We start from the raw sequence: 17,225 nt of genomic DNA, 5'->3' as shown, positions 1-17,225 counted from the left end.
CTACGAAGATAGCTGTAGTTGATTGTCAATTTCCTTGCCTATTTCTACTGCGGCAGCCTCGTCCGTGACGAGAATATTCTCCTGCCCGAAACGCAGCATGGCATGAATGGCTTTGGCCTTGGGTTTGCCTCCTGCAATACCGATGACTTTCTCTGTCCGAATAATATCTTCTAGACGTAGACCCATCGTAAGCATGGTATGGACAACCTGACCCTCTTCATTGAAATAATAGCCAAAAGATTCGGCCACTGCCCCTTCACCCTGGATTTCCGAGACTGTAGCCTCGTCCAGTTTGCGGCGGCGGGTCATTTCAATGGCATCCCCAATCCCATGTACAATAATACGCGAACTGCGGATGGTTTGTACAATCTCTCCAATATTAGAGTCAAGTGCCAGCGATTGGTATGCATCCCCACTAAGCAAATCAGGGACATGCAACAACCGGTAGTTGGCTCCAACCCGCTTTGCCATTGTTGAGGCAATCGTGTTGGCTTGAATCTCCATACTCTCTCCTAATCCTCCACGCGCCGGAACAAACCAAGCGTTCTTATAGGAAAGGGACAACGGCGGTGTCAGTTGATCAGCCATATCGGCAAGCGTCGATCCACCTGTGACGGCAACTGTATCATCTGCGCGAAGTATACTCAGCAGCGCTTTCGCACCCGCCCGGCCAAGCTCTCGTTTGGTGAACGGCGATGACTCACAATCACCCGGTACTACAATAACTTTATCCAGACCATACGTTGCTCGAATTTTCTCTTCCAGCTCATCCAGACCAAATAGGCTCTTAACAACCGGCTCTAGCAAATCAAGCAGTCTACGTCCAGCAGCGCTAATGCGCATGCCAACACTCTCGATCTCAATAAGCCCTTGCGATTTCAGAAGATCCGTCTCGGCACGCAGTACCCGCTCAGTCATATCTAGCGAAGCGGCTAGCGTTCTGCGCCCAATAATATCGGACAGCATGATCTGATGAAGAATCGTGTACCGTCTCTTAAGGGTTTCCATGAGATCAGGCAGAAGCTGCTTTTGGATATCTAATAAATTACGCATACTTTCACTCCTGCAACTTCGTCTTCCTCTATTCCCTTGTTCATGGTCTCAAAACGTCCCGGGTAAACTTTTTAAGTCCCACCCATATTCTAACCAAATATTGCTCGAAGCGCAAGTCTTCCGAGAGTAGAATTCTCAAGCACTTGTCTTCTTATACATTAATAAGGTCAGAAAAAGATATAGCGCCCGATGCCTGCCCCTAGAGCGCTTGTCCAGTATTAATATTACATTGCAATTGTGTAAAAATTGTATTATAATCATTTTTGTTGCGCCCGTGGTCCAATGGATATGACGTAGGCCTCCGAAGCCTGAGATCCAAGTTCGATTCTTGGCGGGCGCGCCATTAATTTCATTTTTGCACATAATTTAGTAGTGCCTATACTACTACTTAACCAAAGAGCCGCTTGTCGGCTCTTTTTTTTGAATATAAGTTTGACTTTCTTTGACTTTTTGTTTGAATTTGTTTATCATGTGGGTAATACGGCAAGAGTAAAAATGAATACATTTGAAGAACCAATATCAAGGAGGTTTTCCACGTGAGTTATATTCCTATGGTAGTAGAACAGAGCAACCGCGGCGAGCGCGCTTATGACATCTATTCCCGCCTGCTGAAGGACCGCATCATTTTCCTTGGAACGGAGGTTAATGACGTGGTAGCCAATTCTATCATCGCACAAATGCTGTTCTTGGCTGCCGAAGATCCTGACAAGGACATTCACCTTTACGTGAATAGCCCAGGCGGTTCCATTACTGCAGGTATGGCTATTTTTGATACAATGCAGTACATTAAACCAGACGTTTCCACCATCTGTGTGGGTATGGCAGCTTCCATGGGAGCTTTCCTGCTAAACGCTGGCGCCAAAGGCAAACGCTTCGCACTGCCTAACAGCGAGATCATGATCCACCAGCCTCTGGGTGGTGCTCAAGGTCAAGCAACGGACATTGAAATCCGTGCCCGCCGCATCCTCAAATTGCGCGATAAGCTGAACCGTATTCTAGCAGAACGTACGGGTCAACCTCTAGAACGTATTGAGAAGGATACAGATCGCGACTACTTCATGACTGCTGCAGACGCGGCTGAATACGGTATCGTAGATAAAGTAATCGAGAAGACATTGCCTAGCGGTGTGTAAGCTATAAAGTAAAAATATAAAGAGGCTGTGCCCTAACCATAACGGATAGGGCACAGCCTCTTTATATTTTATAGAAGACCTAAATCCAATCAATTCAGCCCTCCATAACCTAGTGCATCCAGCTTCTCGGCAATTACGCGATAACCCCGGCCATTCGGATGCAAATGATCAATGGATAACAACCCTCTCTCATTTCCTGCGAACTCACTGTAAATCGAAGCAAATCCACATACTCGGCTGCTGTACTGTGCTGCGTATTGATTAAACTGTCTGACCCACTCTGTCGCACCAACCACCTGAGGATAGGGATTATATAATCCCACAATTCTAATGATAAAAGGTCTACGCGTCCTCGCCTTCAATTGTATAAGGATATTCATAATTGCAGAGAAATTTTGTTTGCATTCCTGAAGCGATCTGCGCAGTTGTGCGGATAAGTTCCCTTGCTGTCTTGCTGCTGATTTGGCCGCGTGAATCAAATCATTACCACCGATAGACACAGTGATGATATCGGCTTCTCGAACGGCCTCACGCATCATGGAATTTCCGCGCAGCCGCTGCTCCAGCTCTGAAGTAGTCATTCCGTTCACGCCTAAATTCGTAGAGGCTACAGCAGTCCGCAGTCTCCCTTCTGCCATTCTACGGTACACCGGAACAAAACCGTTACCTGGCAGAGCACCAAATCCAGTCGTCAAGGAATCGCCAATTGCAGTATATTGGTAGCCCATAGCTCTCCCCCGTTCATAAACTAGTTACTCCCTTTAGTATATGAACTAGAGACAACTCCGGTAAGGGGGAGATGCCTTGTGCTGACATTAGCGGAGACGAGGTATCTCCATTTATTTCATGCCAGCAAACGGGCTACTGCCATCCGGCAAAAGCTCTTTGAAACTAAAGGTATACTCAGGGAAGCCTGCAGCATACGCTGTGTACTCATATAATTGGAAGAACAGAACAACCTTGTCATCCTTCAGATAGAAATATTTCTCCGTATTCAATCCGTTGAATCCTCCCAAATAACTATCCTCTGCCTTCAGCAGCTTGCTCAGCTTAGCATTCAGCTGTTTTTTGTAGTTTGGATTAGCTCCAAACAGGTCGCCCAACAATAGACGTTTACCATCTTTAAGCGAGAAGGTGAATGCCTCACGGTTAGTCATTCCATGAGCGCCGCCCGTATCACTATACTGATGCATCACTATGCTGATCACACCATTCTGATTGTAGGTCACTACATAACCTGAATCATAGGTGTATTTGGGCTCTGCTCCATCTCGATCGGAGATATCCTGTTCTGCACCCGCCGCGAATTTCATAACACTTTCCTTCAAAGTATTATTAATAGCTTGTTGCGCACTGGAATTGCCCAATCCACTGATCTTCGGATAATCAAGCTGAATAAAAGCTTCTGTCCGATCTTTAGCATAAGTTTCCGTGGTTACCGTCAGCGCGTTCTGCGGTCTGTTCACCACATTCAGCTTACTGGCGGCCCGACTCCAATCTACCTTATAACCCATATAATCATTTAACAAACCTGATGGAACGTAGAGGCGATTATTAATTAACTTCCCTTCATACTCTCGAATGAAATAGTTATTCACCCACACAGAAGTACCGTAACTGGATAACATCAACTTCGCCTTGGCCGATCCTTTTCCAATCATGTATGCATTTTCCTTCTTATCATACGCAAGCGGTAATCCCAACACATCTCGCATAAAAGTTATGGGAATCCAGGCCTGTCCTTCCTTCAAAATACCTTCCTGTAACGAATTTATCCCGTGTGCCTTTAAAACGATACGCGAATCAATAGCTTTATTCTCCGTTTTACTAGCTGCTGCATAACCCGTTTCGCTGGGCAGCAGACCTCCACCAAACAATAAACCTGCCGACATCAGACCTATGCCCCATTTGCGTACTGATTCTTTTGAAATAATATTCATCATCTTATTTTTCCTCTCCTTTCCAATTTATTAAACAGAATCGTAGAGAACTTACACAAAAAAAGAGGCGCCCCCCACTATTACTAGTGGAAGATCACCTCTCCTCTCTGCATTCACCTTGTTCTGATACTATTTCAATTCATACATTACGCTTAGCTGAGTTGTAACTTTAACTACTCCGGGTTGCACGGATGTGCTTGCACCAGCATCTGCTGCAGCCATATTCATTTTTAGATTCTGTTCAAAATAAACCGGAGTGACATCTCCATCATTTTGGCTGACCGTGATCACTTGACCCAAGCTGCGTTTAGCTGCCTTAGCAATAGCCCCTGCTTTAACATCTGCATTCGCCATCGCTTTTTCAATCACCTGAGCTTCAAATGCAGAAGTATCTTCCACAGAAAAACGTGCATTTCCGATATTATTCGCCCCTGCCGCAGATGCAGCGTCCAGCAATTCACCAACCTTGGTCAGATCTCTATAAGACACTAACAGCGTATGATTGGCGTTGTACCCCTTCACTTGCTGTCCTTCTTTTTCGCTGTAACTATAATTGGGTTGCACATAAAACTGCGTGCTTTGAATATCTTTATCTGCAATTTTCCAAGTATTCTTCAGTAAAGTCATAATCTTCTGAATTTTAGCGGCATTGGTCTTCTGCGCTTCTTGCGCAGTTGTGGCCGTAGTATCCACACCGATGGTCAAGTATACGATATCCGGCTTGAGGGACAATTCGCCTTTACCTACTACACTAACGACATTTTTCTGCACTTCATCTGCGTAAGCCTTTGCAGGACCTTGGAAAACACCACTCATGCTGATCCCTCCAATTAACAAGCTCCCTACGATCATCACTGAACCAATTTTCTTCAATAAACCTTTCATATTTGCCAGCCCCTTTCATTTCTTGTGATTTGTTATTATCCTCTAGACGAGTCATTTTGGTAAATGTTGCACGTCTCAATCTATTTTTTGGTATTAAAAAAAGCCCCGAAGGGCTTTTGGTCATGCGATAAATAAAGTCTTCCTAGCAGAAACGATGTTGTCTTCCTATTATTGGTTCTCAAGCTCTTCTTTGCTGACCAGACTTGTCAAAGCGTTTACAGCTTGATCGGCATCCGCACCGTCCGCGCTAATGTAAATCTCCGTGCCGGAACTGATAGCGAGGCTCATAATCCCCATAATACTTTTAGCATTTACTTTTTTATCATCTTTTTCCACGAAAATCTCCGACGAAAACTTGTTAGCTTCTTGCACAAACAATGCTGCCGGTCGGGCATGAAGCCCTGTCTTCAACCGAACAACTACCGGGTGCTTTGTCATGAAACGCTTACCCCCTAATTGAGTTCTCCCCAAAAGTTTCACATTAATTTTATATTATTATATCATTATAACGTAAACCACACTAGAAAAAAAGTAATTAGCCGCCTCGAACCTTGTCCGCCAGCTCATCAATCTTACGAAGCCGATGATTTACTCCCGACTTACTGACTGTACCTTTGAGCATTTCACCAACCTCCTTGAGGTTGATATCTGGATGCGCCATTCGAATTTCTGCTACTTCACGCAGTTTATCCGGCAAATTCTCCAGTCCCATTTCTCGCTGCAACAGCTTGATATTCTCAATCTGCCGCACCGCAGCACTTATTGTTTTGTTGAGATTTGCGGTCTCGCAGTTCACGATCCGATTCACGGAATTACGCATATCGCGCATAATTCTTACATCCTCAAATTTGAACAACGCCTGATGCGCTCCAATCAAACTTAAGAATTCAATGATCTTCTCGCCTTCTTTAATGTAAAGAATGAATCCTTTTTTACGTTCAATACAGCGTGCATTTAAGTGGAATTCCCCAGCCAGATCCACTAATGCTTTACAATGTTCCTCATACATCGAGGAAATCTCCAAATGGTAGGAGGAGCCTTCCGGATTATTAACCGATCCGCCAGCCAGAAAGGCACCACGCAAATAAGCACGCTTGCAGCAGTTATTCCCAACAATCTCATCATCAATACCATCGGTAAAAATAAATCCTTCCGACACAATTCTAAGATCCTTTAGGACCTCTTGTACACGGTTTGGAATTCTGACGATATAGACGTTATTTTTCTTCAAACGCATTTTTTTACGCACGAGTAGCTCAATATGGACCTGGTAATATTTCTTAAGTAAAGAATATACCCGCCTTGCAATCGCGGCGTTCTCCGTCGAAATGTCGAGAATAACCTTTTTGCTTGAAAGCTGCACAGATCCATTCATACGGATAAGCGCTGACATTTCCGCCTTCTCGCAGCAGGGTTCACTCTCCACCATCGTCAGCTCTTTTTTGGTAAGGGCCGCAAAAGACAAGGGTCTCACCTCTTTCTTGATAAGTACTTCATTCTCATCTATAAGTTATACCCTAGGGTTTCTGTTTATCCAATCCTGCACAAGCTGATAAATGTGATGGCTAAGCTTATCGGTATCATGTCTCAAATAAGTTCGGAATAAAACCAGTTTATCGGCTATAACCTTGTATCCATTGCCATCCAGCGCTTCTTTATCAAGCTGCACCGGGCGCGCGCCCTTCTCGGCGTACTTCGTCTGGACCTGTTCCGGAATCTCACCGTCATTAACAATAACATAATCGAATAAATCGATCCCGATATGATCATATACAGCTTGAAGATGATCGCTGACGGTATAGTTATCCGTTTCACCCGGCTGAGTCATTACGTTGCAGACGAAAATTTTGATAGCATTCGAAGATACAACCGCTTCTGCCAGTTTCGGAACAAGCAGGTTGGGAAGAATGCTCGTATACAGACTGCCAGGACCCAGCAGGATCGCATCTGCATTCCGAATCGCCTCAAGCGCTTCGGGCAACGGTTCTACATCTGGCGGCTCCAAGGACACTCGTCTGATGATCCCGCCAGCTTCAGGGATTTTGGACTCCCCTGTGATAATCGTGCCGTCCGACATTTCTGCATGCAGGATTACAGCTTCACCGGCCGCAGGCAATACCCGGCCGCGAACAGCGAATAATCTACTGAGCTCCCGAACAGCCGTAACGAAATCGCCAGATATATCCGTGAGCGCAGCAAGAATCAAGTTGCCGAGACTATGACCAGCTAGTCCCTCACCCGTGTTGAAACGGTATCTCATAATCTCTGCCATGAGCGGCTCAACATCAGCCATAGCTGTCAATACGTTGCGGATGTCCCCAGGAGGAGGCATTTGCAGTTCACTGCGTAAAATACCAGAGCTTCCCCCATCATCGGCAACGGTAACAATAGCAGTAATATCTAATGGCTTCTCTTTTAAACCACGAAGCATGACAGATAACCCCGTGCCACCGCCCATAACGACGATACGTGGACGCTGTCTTTGTTCTTCAGCCACTATGACCCCTTCTCTCTAGTGCCGATCACGCTCGGAATCCCTATGACTAACGGTTACGGATTCCGTCTCGCTAACGCCCAGCATTTTACCCAAATACTCGGATATGGCTACGGAACGGTGTTTACCTCCCGTACAGCCAATGCCAATGATAATCTGGGACTTACCTTCCTTACGATATTGCGGAATTAGAAAATGAAGCATATCGAGCAGTTTGGTCAGGAACACCTGTGTTTCAGGCCACTTCATTACATAATCGTAGACTTCACTATCCTGGCCGGTTTTAGGCCGCAGATGGTCCACATAATGTGGGTTAGGCAAGAAGCGGACATCGAAGACAAGATCTGCATCAATAGGAATACCGTACTTAAATCCGAAGGATGTAATATTGACGGAAAGCGTACTTTTTCCTAGATGCGAAAACCGTGAAATGATCTTCTCCTTAAGCTGCACGGGCTTCATACTGCTGGTATCTAAACATAACGTAGCTGAATTTTTCAATTCTTCAAGCATCTTACGTTCTAGCTTGATACCATCAAGCGGCAGCCCCTTAGGTGCTAATGGATGATGACGTCGACTTTCCTTGTAACGCTGAACAAGTACTGAATCTGTAGCATCCAAAAACAAGATCTCACAGCCAATGGTTGACTCATCCTTGATATAGGCAAGAGACTCAGACAAAGCAGTGAAGAATTCTCGACCACGCAGGTCAATTACAAGGGCTACCTTGGCAATCTTACCCTTCGACTGTTCAATTAGCTCTGCGAACTTGGGAATCAGTACCGGTGGTAAATTATCGACACAGAAGAACCCTAGGTCTTCCAGACTCTGTACAGCAATTGTCTTCCCCGCACCTGACATTCCCGTAATAATAATCAGGGTGGCTCCAGCCGTTGGGGTATTGTCCAATTCGGTCATAAAAGCGTCCCCTCCCTAGATTTAGTATATGAATACTTCCCGTCTTTTAAGAACGCAGCAAAAGGCCGGCAGCCCCAACAATACCTGCGTCATTGCCAAGCTCAGCTGGAATAATCGAAACACCAGTTTGAAGCGGAGCCGGTGTCAATTTCGCAAACACACGACGAACCTCATCAAATAGAATATCTCCAGCCTTAGACACGCCGCCGCCAACGATAAATACTTCAGGGTTAAGCACAGCCGCAACAGAAGCCATGGATTTACCCAGATAGTACGCTGCACGATTTACTATACGGATAGCTACTTCATCGCCAGCCTTAGCCGCATCAAAGACTTCTTTCGCAGCAATCTTCTCTACCATAGAGAGGGAAGTACGATCGCCACGAGCTACTGCATCATTAGCCATGCGGATAATACCTGTAGCGGAGGAAACGGTTTCCAGACAGCCCATGTTGCCACAGCCGCATTGAATAGCTTCCAGATCCGGCACTACTGTGATATGTCCAAGCTCACCAGCTAATCCCGCAAAACCTTGATAAATCTTTCCATTAATAATGATTCCGCCACCGACACCTGTTCCAAGCGTATAGCAGACACAGTTATCAACGCCACGTCCCGCACCACTCCAAGCTTCCCCCAGTGCAGCCACATTCGCATCATTGTCTATTTTGACAGGCTTGTTCCAACGATCTTCCAAAATGGAACGGATCGGCACATCTCTAAATCCTATGTTAGGCGCAAGGATGATGATTCCTTCACGAATATTTGTGAACCCGGCTACACCCGCTCCTACACCTGCAAGCTGATCCCAAGAGTACGGGGAATCCTCCACAATTTGGCGTACATACTTCTCGATATTATCGATAACAGTATCGACACCCTCTGCAGTTCCTGTAGGTCCCTCATAAGTATGTAGCAGGGTACCTTCAGCATTACAGATTCCAACCTTAATTGCAGTTCCACCCAAATCCACGCCAACGTAGATATTCTCAGACATGTAACAAGCCACCTTTTTTTATACTAAAATAGTTAATCCTAAGTACCAACTATAATAGAAGCCCTCTCTGTGGTCAAGGAAAGACAACACACCCGGGAATTCCTTATTTTAAGAGTATACTCTATTATATTCTAAAAAGACCCCCTTACGCCTAAGTAAGAGAGTCTTGTACCTATATTATTATCTGGAAAATAACCCAACGTACCGATTTATTCTGATAAAATGCGCTTTTGTCCCTCTAGTGCTCGGATTGGAGCGATATTCTGTGTGAACTCTAGCGTGCCCATATATTGGCCTGACTCGTCTCGTACAGCGAAGTAGCGGATGTAGATAAACTTATCCTTGATGTTGATCCAGAAGTCTTCAGCATCCTTACGACCTGCCTTAAAGTCTTCCAAAAGCTTCTCTACCACATGAACACTTTGCGGGGGATGACAGTTCTGTACTGTACGGCCGATAACCGCTTTAGTTCGAGCAAAGATACGTTCCTTCCCGTGTGAAAAATATCGAACGACATCATTCTCGTCAATGAAGGTTAGATCTACAGGCAGATGGTTGAGTACGGTCTCGAGCTGATGCAGTGACAACAACCCTGTCTCAAAACGGATGAACCCGCCTTGCGGCGTCGCTCCTTCTGTTTCTTCCGGCACTGCGCCTTCCGGCTCTGCAGCCCGCTCAGGGATCCACTCCTGCTCCGGTGCGGTTAGGCAGAACCCGATCTCATCGCTCTCCCGGGCGATTTTGACCCATTCATCTTCCGTCAGTTTGTCCAGGGCCATGGGCAGTAGAATATTTTCTTCCTTAAAGATCATTTCATTAACTTCCTTGATGATCTCCTCAAGCTGAACGCCTATTTCTGCTGCATTTCCGCTATAAGTGCTGAGCGCTGCTTTTGCCTCTTTAATCATACGGCGGATATTATCATCCACTCCCCACATTACCTTGGTTGGGCCATAAATGCCGTATTTTTCGAGGTATGGGAACAGCAGATTTTCTTTTCGGCTATAGTGCTTATCAAGATCCAGCAGCAAGCTAAGATCCTCCAACAACTTGAAGATCAATTCCTCACTATCGTTCTTTTGAAACTTTGTTGCGTGCAGATCCATGCGGAAGTTAACAAGTCTTTCGATCTCACGATTCTCCAATTTGAAGGTGTGTACTGGATGGCCTGGCTGCTCCTCGGGCTTAGACGAGCGGTGAATCTGCTCAATAGAGCCTTTAAAGATGGCTGTATGCACCGAACAAAGACGTTGGACCTCGGATACCGGAATTCCTTCTTCGGTCATTAATGAATGCTCCATCGCGGAAATCTCCGCTACGGTAACATCACCCACAGCTTCGGCGAACCGCGCCTTAACCTCTTCTACACTTTTGCCTGCATGCAGCTCTTTAATAATTTCCTTAAGCATAGCCTGGCGACGAGTCTGTTCCGGCACATCAACTTCACGGTTGTTAATTAGTTCGCTCATATTAACACTCCTTTATTAAATAATCTCGAAACCATGACGTTCAAAAGTTAGCTTCACGTGCTCGAGATCCATTTTCTTCAGCTTAATTCCTTTGGATAAGGTCATGAAACGGCCAGCGGTCTGCAGCATGCCAGGCTTGGCAATATCCTTAAAGCCCAGCTCTACCATAATCTCGATGACCTCCGGATGCCGTGATACCATCTCGAATATAGATTCATCCAAACTCAGCACTTTTTCCATTTGACTCTTCTCCTTTATGTGAGAACTATTCTCAATAAAAGATTAGCACAGGCCGTAGAGGACCATTGTGATTGCAATCACTAATTCAAAAGAAAGCATTTATCGTTCTTTTTAAGACGGATTATGTATGCTGTGAACCTAAAAAAACTGTCCCCTACGCTTAAAAAGCATAAGAGACAGCCTGATTTGTAATTAATTATTTATTATAGCGTTACTCCTGTTTTGAATATGGAAATCTCACGGAAATTATTCTTTTCATTATTAACCCATTCACCGCTGGCGACCGCAATAATATAGTTTATGAAGCTGCGCAGGACCTCATCTGGAGAACCATCTTCCACCAACACACCTGCATTAAAATCGATCCAGTGACGTTTACCTTCATACAATGGGGTATTGGTAGACACCTTCATCGTTGGCACGAATGTACCAAAAGGCGTTCCCCGTCCGGTCGTAAAGATCACCAATTGGCAGCCTGCAGCAGCCAGTGCAGAGGATGCCACAAGATCATTGCCAGGCGCGTTAAGGAGATTTAAGCCTTTGTTAGTGATAAGCTCTCCGTACTTGAGTACATCCATCACCGTAGAGTTACCGGATTTTTGAGTACAACCCAGCGATTTATCCTCAAGCGTAGTAATTCCTCCGGCTTTATTCCCTGGAGAAGGATTTTCATATACCGGCTGTTTATAGTCCATAAAATACTGCTTAAAGTCATTAATGAGATCGACAATTTTGTGGAAAATAGTTTCGTCTGCTGCACGTTCCATTAGAATTTTTTCGGCACCAAACATTTCAGGTACTTCAGTCAGTACAGTGGTCCCGCCTTGAGCAGCCATATAATCAGACAGACGTCCAAGGAGCGGATTCGCAGTAATACCGGATAAACCGTCGGAGCCTCCACATTTCAGACCGATCTTCAGCTCGGAGAGTGATACTTCTTCCCGTTGATCGCCTTGTACATTATTGTAGATTTCCTTCAGCAGCTTCACGCCTTCTTCAATCTCATTCCCAACCTCTTGGGAGACAAGGAAACGCACACGATCCTCATCATAGCTGCCAAGCATATCTTTAAAAATATGCAAATTGTTATTCTCACAGCCCAATCCGAGCACAAGCACGCCGCCCGCATTCGGGTGTTTAACCGCGTTAGCCAGTATCGTACGTGTATTGTCATGATCATCGCCCAGCTGGGAGCAACCGTAGTTATGCTTAAGCACGAGCACGTTATCGAAAGGTGCGATATCCCCAACCTCTGCTTTGAAAATATTGATGATCTGCTCCGCCACTCCATTCACACAACCAACAGTAGGGACGATCCACAGCTCATTGCGGATACCTACAGATCCATCAAAGCGGCGATACCCCTTAAAGGTCAAATTCTCCGCTGCAAAAGGATTCGGCGTCAGCTTCTGCTCAAAGGTATATTCCTCTACCCCTGTTAGGTTTGTCTTAGTGTTATGGGTATGCACCCACTGCCCCGGCGCGATAGACGCTATAGCATGACCAATGGGGTAACCATATTTCAATACGTTTTCACCTTCGCTAATGCTGGATAGTGCAATTTTATGGCCTCTAGCGATATCTTCAGTAATTTTAATCTCTTTTGAACCAATCACAATGGTGTCGCCTGCTTTATAGTCTTTAAGTGCAACAGCGACATTATCAGCCTCATTAATCTGCAATACTTCTTTCATCGTCTTGATCATATCATTGTCACCTCCAGGGTATTAGTTGTGTGCCGGTCTCTTCACGAACGCTTTTAAGGCTTGCTTCATGCCATTTTTCTCAATCGCAATCAGCCCTTCTGTCACCTTGTCAGTAAGTCCAGCCACTTCATTCAGATCACAGCCCCAGCGATTGGTTGCGGCAAGTACTTCGACGGCCAGTGCGCGCAGCCCGGTGTCTGTGCCATCCCATCCTCCCCATAAGGAGGCGAACCATTCCAAAATATCCGCATCATCAGCCAGTTGAATGTTTTCTTCCCCTCTGCGTCCTCTATAGAAGGCAATTAATGCGCTTAATGAGAAGACGAGCTTTTCAGGCAATTGTCCTTTGGCCTCTACATATTGCAGTAAAGAAGGCAGAACTCTTGTCTTAAACTTCGATATAGAATTAAGGGAAATGCTCATCAAGTAATGCTGCACATAAGGGTTCAGGAATCTTTCTAATACCGCGTCTGCAAAAGAATTCAATTCTTCTGCCGGCAGATCCAGCGTTGGAATAATTTCATCATAGATTAAAGACTTCACGTACGCCCCAACCTCTTCGTGCTCAATGGCCTCAGCAACCGTATCAATACCGTACAAATACGATACTGGTGTCATAGCTGTATGAGCTCCGTTTAAAATCCTCACTTTTCGAGTGCGATAAGGGGCCATATCATCCACCACCAGCACATTAAGACCTGCTAGTTCAGCCGGGAACTCCTCTTTAATCCACTGCGGTCCTTCAATCACCCAAAGATGGAATTGCTCGCCGACAACGACCAGCTTATCCTCATAACCCAACTCTTCTGTAATCTCGGCAATGCTGTCTCTTGGATAACCGGGAACAATGCGGTCCACCAGACTGCAGCAGAAGGTATTAGCTTCATTCAACCAGTTCACAAAACCTTCTCCAAGATTCCACAGCTCAGCATATTTCAAAATAACCTTCTTGAGCTCATCGCCATTCCGGTCAATCAGCTCGCATGGAATGATGATAAAACCTTTAGAAGCATCCCCATTAAAAATTTGATAACGTTTGTACAATAAGGCCGTCAGCTTGCCCGGGAAACTACTCTGCGGCGTATCGGTTAACTTGTCACCGGCTTCAAAAGCAATTCCCGCTTCAGTAGTATTAGACACGATAAAGCGCAGCTCAGGGTTCTCAGCCAGCTTCATATACTCCTCATGCTGTGAATAGGGATTAAGCGTCCGCGTAATACAATTAATTACCTCGTGTTCTTTTACAGCCGCTCCGTCTTTAATGCCTTGCAGATAAAGGGTATACAGCCCATCCTGATCATTTAGCATTTCCGCCAGTCCGTTAGCCAACGGCTGTACAACAACCACTCCACCATTGAAATCCGTTTTTTGATTCATAGTATGAATCTGCCAATCTACAAAGGCGCGCATGAAATTGCCTTCGCCAAATTGTAGAACCTTCTCAGGATACTGCTTGTAAGCTGTCCAATTATCACTATTTAATCTTTTCATATTAACGCCTCCTAATAGTAAATGCACACGATAAACTTGTTAAATAAACTATATAAAATCATATTTATATTACTAATTGATTAAATACATGCACACGTGAAAATTTTAGATAGCAACCCTTTACGAAGGTAAAGGATTAGGCTGCTATGCGCAGCCTCTACTTCTGCAACTTCCTGACTGATTCTCTGGCAATAAGCTCTGTCTCGATCGAGATCCGCCCGTCTTTTTCTGAGGGTTCCTTGACCAAGCTTAACAGCTGGCGAGCGCCTTGCTCACTAATCTTCTCAATAGGACGTTTGACCGTGGTGAGTGAAGGATTGGCAAAAAGTGAAAACCCAATGTCGTCAAAACCAACAACAGAGATATCATTTGGCACCTGCAGCCCTCGCTCAAACACGCCTTTCATAGCCCCGATCGCCATATCATCATTGGAGCAAAATACAGCAGTCGGTGGCTTCTCGAGATCCAGCAGCTTGCCCATCGCCTCATATCCACTTTGCATATCATAACTACCGCTTATCATGTAGTCATTACGAACAGGGATATTATGGTCAATCAAAGCTTTTATAAAGCCATCTCTGCGTTCTTGCGTGGATTTAAAGCCCTCCACACCTTCAATAATTGCAATGTCTTGATGCCCGTTTTCGATCAGGTATTTGCCTGCATTATAAGCACCTTCCCGGTCGTTCGAGATGATGTTGATAATGGAGCGGTCATCAATTTCCCGGTTCAGCACAACGATTGGAATGCCTTGCTGGACAACATGGTAAATGAATTTATTATCAGCTTCACTCTGGCTCATTAGAATAATTCCATCAAAACGTTTGCGATGAATAGAGGAGTAATCCGCATAATCGTCGATCCCACGGATGAACAGATTGTACTCTACATCTATGACCCTATTTACACCACGAATCGTATCAGAGAAGAAACCAGAAGTTGTGCCGTTGGCAATGCTCGTGAAGAACAGACCAATGGTATAGGATCGCTGCATCACAAGGCTTTTGGCATTGTAATTAGGGACGTAACCCACTTGCGCAGCGATCTCGGCAATTTTTTTACGTGTGACCTCTTTAATTAGTGGACTATTGTTAAGTGCTCTCGATACAGTTGTATGCGATACATTCGCCAATTTGGCGATATCCTTGATTGTAGGTGCCATGGGTCAACCTTCCTTATCAAACGGGTTTGGCTCTTCCATGTAAGGATATCATAACGATTACCTAGTCACCAATGCCTGTTTCGAGAAATTAAAATAATGATCAGCGTTATTGTAACAGATGTTCTCAATCATACTGCCCAGTAAATCCATATCATCCGGGGCTTCTCCAGCTTCTACCCAAGAGCCTACCAGATCACACAGGATTCTTCTAAAGTACTCATGTCTGGTATACGATAAAAAGCTTCTGGAGTCTGTTAACATCCCAACAAATTGGCTAAGTACGCCTAGATTAGCAAGTGTCTTCATCTGTTCCAGCATGCCGTCTTTATTATCGTTGTACCACCATGCGGTTCCGAATTGAATTTTCCCTGGAATACCGCCGCCCTGGAAGCTGCCCATTAGACTGGCAATCACATGATTATCATTAGGGTTCAGTGAGTACAAAATGGTCTTAGGCAACGCATTCTCACGATCCAGCGCATCGAGCAGACCCGCCAAAGGCTTAGCAATCACGCCGTCATTGATAGAATCATAACCCGTGTCAGGTCCGAGACGTCCGAACATTACGCTGTTGTTATTCCGTAGCGCATGAATATGGAATTGCATCGCCCAATCCAGCTCGTTATACAATTTGCCGAGGAATACTAGCGTGAATCCTTTATATTTCTTTTCTTCACTCTCACTTACAGTGCCTTCATAAAGTGCTTTAGCGAATATAGCTGTAGCTTCCTCCAAGGTAGTAGGCTCAAACATTACCGCATCCAAAGCATGGTCAGATACACGGCCGGCTCTGGCGTGGAAGAATCTCACTCTGCTCTCCAATGCTGCAAGAAACTGTCCGTAATTCTTAACAGCCATTCCCGAAACTTCGCTTAGCTGAGCTACCCAAGGCTGGAAGGTAGGACGGTTGATTTCAAGCGCTTTGTCTGGTCTGAATCCCGGCACAACGCTAGCATTGAACCCACTCAGATTACTGATTTTCTCATGATATTCCAGATTATCTACAGGATCATCGGTAGTACAAACCGTAGTCACCTTCGATTTAATGATCAAATCTCTTGCTCCGTATCCTTCACCCTGTAACTGTCTATTCACTTCATCCCAAATTTTTGGTGCGTTAGCTTCATTCAGCAACTCATATACACCGAAGAAACGTTGCAGCTCCAGATGCGTCCAATGGTATAGCGGATTCCCGATAATCATCGGAACCGTTCTAGCCCAGGCTAAAAATTTATCATAATCACTGGCATCGCCAGTAATGAATTTCTCTTCTATACCGTTAGCGCGCATCACTCTCCATTTATAATGGTCGCCATACAGCCAAGCTTCGGTGATATTGTTGAACGTTTTGTTCTCATAAATTTCTTTTGGACTGAGGTGGCAATGATAATCGATAATGGGCATGTCTTTCGCATGATGATGAAACAGCTTAATTGCGGTCTCGCTCGACAATAGGAAGTTCTCATCCATGAATTTTTTACTCATGAGGTTTGCTGCTCTCCTTTAAGTTCGAATGGGAGTTACACATAGTTTAACGTGAACATTTATTCAATCGGTCGATTTCTTAATAAATATTTTAAACTTAAAATTATTGCTTATAATAGGATATAATATAAATTGTTCACGTTAACATTATATCTTCATTGTAAACGTATTTTTAAAATGCGCAAGTCTTTTTATAAAGACATTGTTACAGTTATTTTAACTTCCGAGCGGTAATAAATAAACAACATATTT

General features: G+C 44.8%; 16 protein-coding genes and 1 tRNA gene. 2 read left to right on the top strand and 15 right to left on the bottom strand.

Annotated features, from left to right (window positions below; translation table 11 throughout):
• Entirely contained in the window at positions 1–1,053 is a 1,053-nt protein-coding gene (locus NYE72_RS00915; protein WP_036687118.1) for a sugar-binding domain-containing protein, read from the bottom strand.
• 268 nt (positions 1,054–1,321) lie between these two features.
• On the opposite strand from NYE72_RS00915, the gene NYE72_RS00910 reads away from it, so the two are divergent.
• Both NYE72_RS00910 and clpP read left to right on the top strand, forming a co-directional pair.
• Positions 1,322–1,396, top strand: a tRNA-Arg gene (locus NYE72_RS00910).
• A gap of 193 nt (positions 1,397–1,589) precedes the next feature.
• Positions 1,590–2,186 (top strand): ATP-dependent Clp endopeptidase proteolytic subunit ClpP, encoded by a 597-nt coding sequence (gene clpP, locus NYE72_RS00905; RefSeq protein WP_036687113.1) that lies wholly within the window; start codon positions 1,590–1,592, stop codon positions 2,184–2,186.
• An 89-nt stretch (positions 2,187–2,275) separates the two neighbouring features.
• Here the strand turns inward: clpP and NYE72_RS00900 are convergent, their stop codons facing one another.
• The 14 genes from NYE72_RS00900 to uxaC form a co-directional block, all read right to left on the bottom strand.
• On the bottom strand, positions 2,276–2,914 hold the full coding sequence (locus NYE72_RS00900; protein ID WP_076274174.1) for a GDSL-type esterase/lipase family protein: 639 nt from the start codon (positions 2,912–2,914) through the stop codon (positions 2,276–2,278).
• A gap of 111 nt (positions 2,915–3,025) precedes the next feature.
• Complete coding sequence (locus NYE72_RS00895; RefSeq protein WP_339211095.1) at positions 3,026–4,129, bottom strand: DUF4163 domain-containing protein; 1,104 nt, start codon at positions 4,127–4,129, stop codon at positions 3,026–3,028.
• 126 nt (positions 4,130–4,255) lie between these two features.
• Positions 4,256–5,011, bottom strand: a complete 756-nt coding sequence (locus tag NYE72_RS00890) for an SIMPL domain-containing protein (protein WP_036687108.1) — start codon at positions 5,009–5,011, stop codon at positions 4,256–4,258.
• 168 nt (positions 5,012–5,179) lie between these two features.
• Positions 5,180–5,449: an HPr family phosphocarrier protein gene (locus tag NYE72_RS00885; protein WP_036687106.1), complete on the bottom strand. Its 270-nt coding sequence runs from the start codon at positions 5,447–5,449 to the stop codon at positions 5,180–5,182.
• 97 nt (positions 5,450–5,546) lie between these two features.
• Entirely contained in the window at positions 5,547–6,476 is a 930-nt protein-coding gene (whiA, locus tag NYE72_RS00880; protein ID WP_339211093.1) for a DNA-binding protein WhiA, read from the bottom strand.
• Positions 6,477–6,521: 45 nt separating this feature from the next.
• Positions 6,522–7,469, bottom strand: a complete 948-nt coding sequence (locus NYE72_RS00875; RefSeq protein WP_169744815.1) for a YvcK family protein — start codon at positions 7,467–7,469, stop codon at positions 6,522–6,524.
• A gap of 54 nt (positions 7,470–7,523) precedes the next feature.
• On the bottom strand, positions 7,524–8,423 hold the full coding sequence (rapZ, locus tag NYE72_RS00870; RefSeq protein WP_036687099.1) for an RNase adapter RapZ: 900 nt from the start codon (positions 8,421–8,423) through the stop codon (positions 7,524–7,526).
• A gap of 46 nt (positions 8,424–8,469) precedes the next feature.
• Positions 8,470–9,420 (bottom strand): ROK family glucokinase, encoded by a 951-nt coding sequence (locus NYE72_RS00865; protein ID WP_036687097.1) that lies wholly within the window; start codon positions 9,418–9,420, stop codon positions 8,470–8,472.
• Between the two features lie 209 nt (positions 9,421–9,629).
• Positions 9,630–10,889: a DUF438 domain-containing protein gene (locus tag NYE72_RS00860; RefSeq protein ID WP_076105203.1), complete on the bottom strand. Its 1,260-nt coding sequence runs from the start codon at positions 10,887–10,889 to the stop codon at positions 9,630–9,632.
• Positions 10,890–10,904: 15 nt separating this feature from the next.
• Positions 10,905–11,129 carry a DUF1858 domain-containing protein gene (locus tag NYE72_RS00855; protein WP_036687092.1) on the bottom strand — a complete coding sequence of 75 codons (225 nt, stop codon included), beginning with the start codon at positions 11,127–11,129 and terminating at the stop codon, positions 10,905–10,907.
• Between the two features lie 203 nt (positions 11,130–11,332).
• Complete coding sequence (locus NYE72_RS00850; protein WP_339212039.1) at positions 11,333–12,823, bottom strand: altronate dehydratase family protein; 1,491 nt, start codon at positions 12,821–12,823, stop codon at positions 11,333–11,335.
• 33 nt (positions 12,824–12,856) lie between these two features.
• Complete coding sequence (locus tag NYE72_RS00845; protein ID WP_339211091.1) at positions 12,857–14,326, bottom strand: tagaturonate reductase; 1,470 nt, start codon at positions 14,324–14,326, stop codon at positions 12,857–12,859.
• Between the two features lie 157 nt (positions 14,327–14,483).
• Positions 14,484–15,488: a LacI family DNA-binding transcriptional regulator gene (locus tag NYE72_RS00840; protein ID WP_076105201.1), complete on the bottom strand. Its 1,005-nt coding sequence runs from the start codon at positions 15,486–15,488 to the stop codon at positions 14,484–14,486.
• A 57-nt stretch (positions 15,489–15,545) separates the two neighbouring features.
• A complete protein-coding gene (gene uxaC, locus NYE72_RS00835; protein ID WP_339211089.1) occupies positions 15,546–16,973 on the bottom strand; it encodes a glucuronate isomerase in 1,428 nt (475 codons plus the stop codon).
• Between the last annotated feature and the right edge of the window lie 252 nt (positions 16,974–17,225).

The organism is Paenibacillus sp. FSL L8-0333, from assembly GCF_037965665.1.
GTDB lineage: Bacteria > Bacillota > Bacilli > Paenibacillales > Paenibacillaceae > Paenibacillus_AQ > Paenibacillus_AQ odorifer.
This window is presented reverse-complemented; position numbering and strand designations above follow the sequence as displayed.

Excerpts from the sequence above, each read along its gene's own strand:
- NYE72_RS00885 (WP_036687106.1), bottom strand. The coding sequence starts at position 5,449 with ATGACAAAGCACCCGGTAGTTGTTCGGTTGAAGACAGGGCTTCATGCC.
- NYE72_RS00865 (WP_036687097.1), bottom strand. The coding sequence starts at position 9,420 with ATGTCTGAGAATATCTACGTTGGCGTGGATTTGGGTGGAACTGCAATT.
- NYE72_RS00895 (WP_339211095.1), bottom strand. The coding sequence starts at position 4,129 with ATGATGAATATTATTTCAAAAGAATCAGTACGCAAATGGGGCATAGGT.
- NYE72_RS00915 (WP_036687118.1), bottom strand. The coding sequence starts at position 1,053 with ATGCGTAATTTATTAGATATCCAAAAGCAGCTTCTGCCTGATCTCATG.
- NYE72_RS00890 (WP_036687108.1), bottom strand. The coding sequence starts at position 5,011 with ATGAAAGGTTTATTGAAGAAAATTGGTTCAGTGATGATCGTAGGGAGC.
- NYE72_RS00860 (WP_076105203.1), bottom strand. The coding sequence starts at position 10,889 with ATGAGCGAACTAATTAACAACCGTGAAGTTGATGTGCCGGAACAGACT.
- NYE72_RS00855 (WP_036687092.1), bottom strand. The coding sequence starts at position 11,129 with ATGGAAAAAGTGCTGAGTTTGGATGAATCTATATTCGAGATGGTATCA.
- NYE72_RS00850 (WP_339212039.1), bottom strand. The coding sequence starts at position 12,823 with ATGAAAGAAGTATTGCAGATTAATGAGGCTGATAATGTCGCTGTTGCA.
- NYE72_RS00875 (WP_169744815.1), bottom strand. The coding sequence starts at position 7,469 with ATGGGCGGTGGCACGGGGTTATCTGTCATGCTTCGTGGTTTAAAAGAG.
- NYE72_RS00900 (WP_076274174.1), bottom strand. The coding sequence starts at position 2,914 with ATGGGCTACCAATATACTGCAATTGGCGATTCCTTGACGACTGGATTT.
- rapZ (WP_036687099.1), bottom strand. The coding sequence starts at position 8,423 with ATGACCGAATTGGACAATACCCCAACGGCTGGAGCCACCCTGATTATT.
- uxaC (WP_339211089.1), bottom strand. The coding sequence starts at position 16,973 with ATGAGTAAAAAATTCATGGATGAGAACTTCCTATTGTCGAGCGAGACC.
- NYE72_RS00840 (WP_076105201.1), bottom strand. The coding sequence starts at position 15,488 with ATGGCACCTACAATCAAGGATATCGCCAAATTGGCGAATGTATCGCAT.
- NYE72_RS00845 (WP_339211091.1), bottom strand. The coding sequence starts at position 14,326 with ATGAAAAGATTAAATAGTGATAATTGGACAGCTTACAAGCAGTATCCT.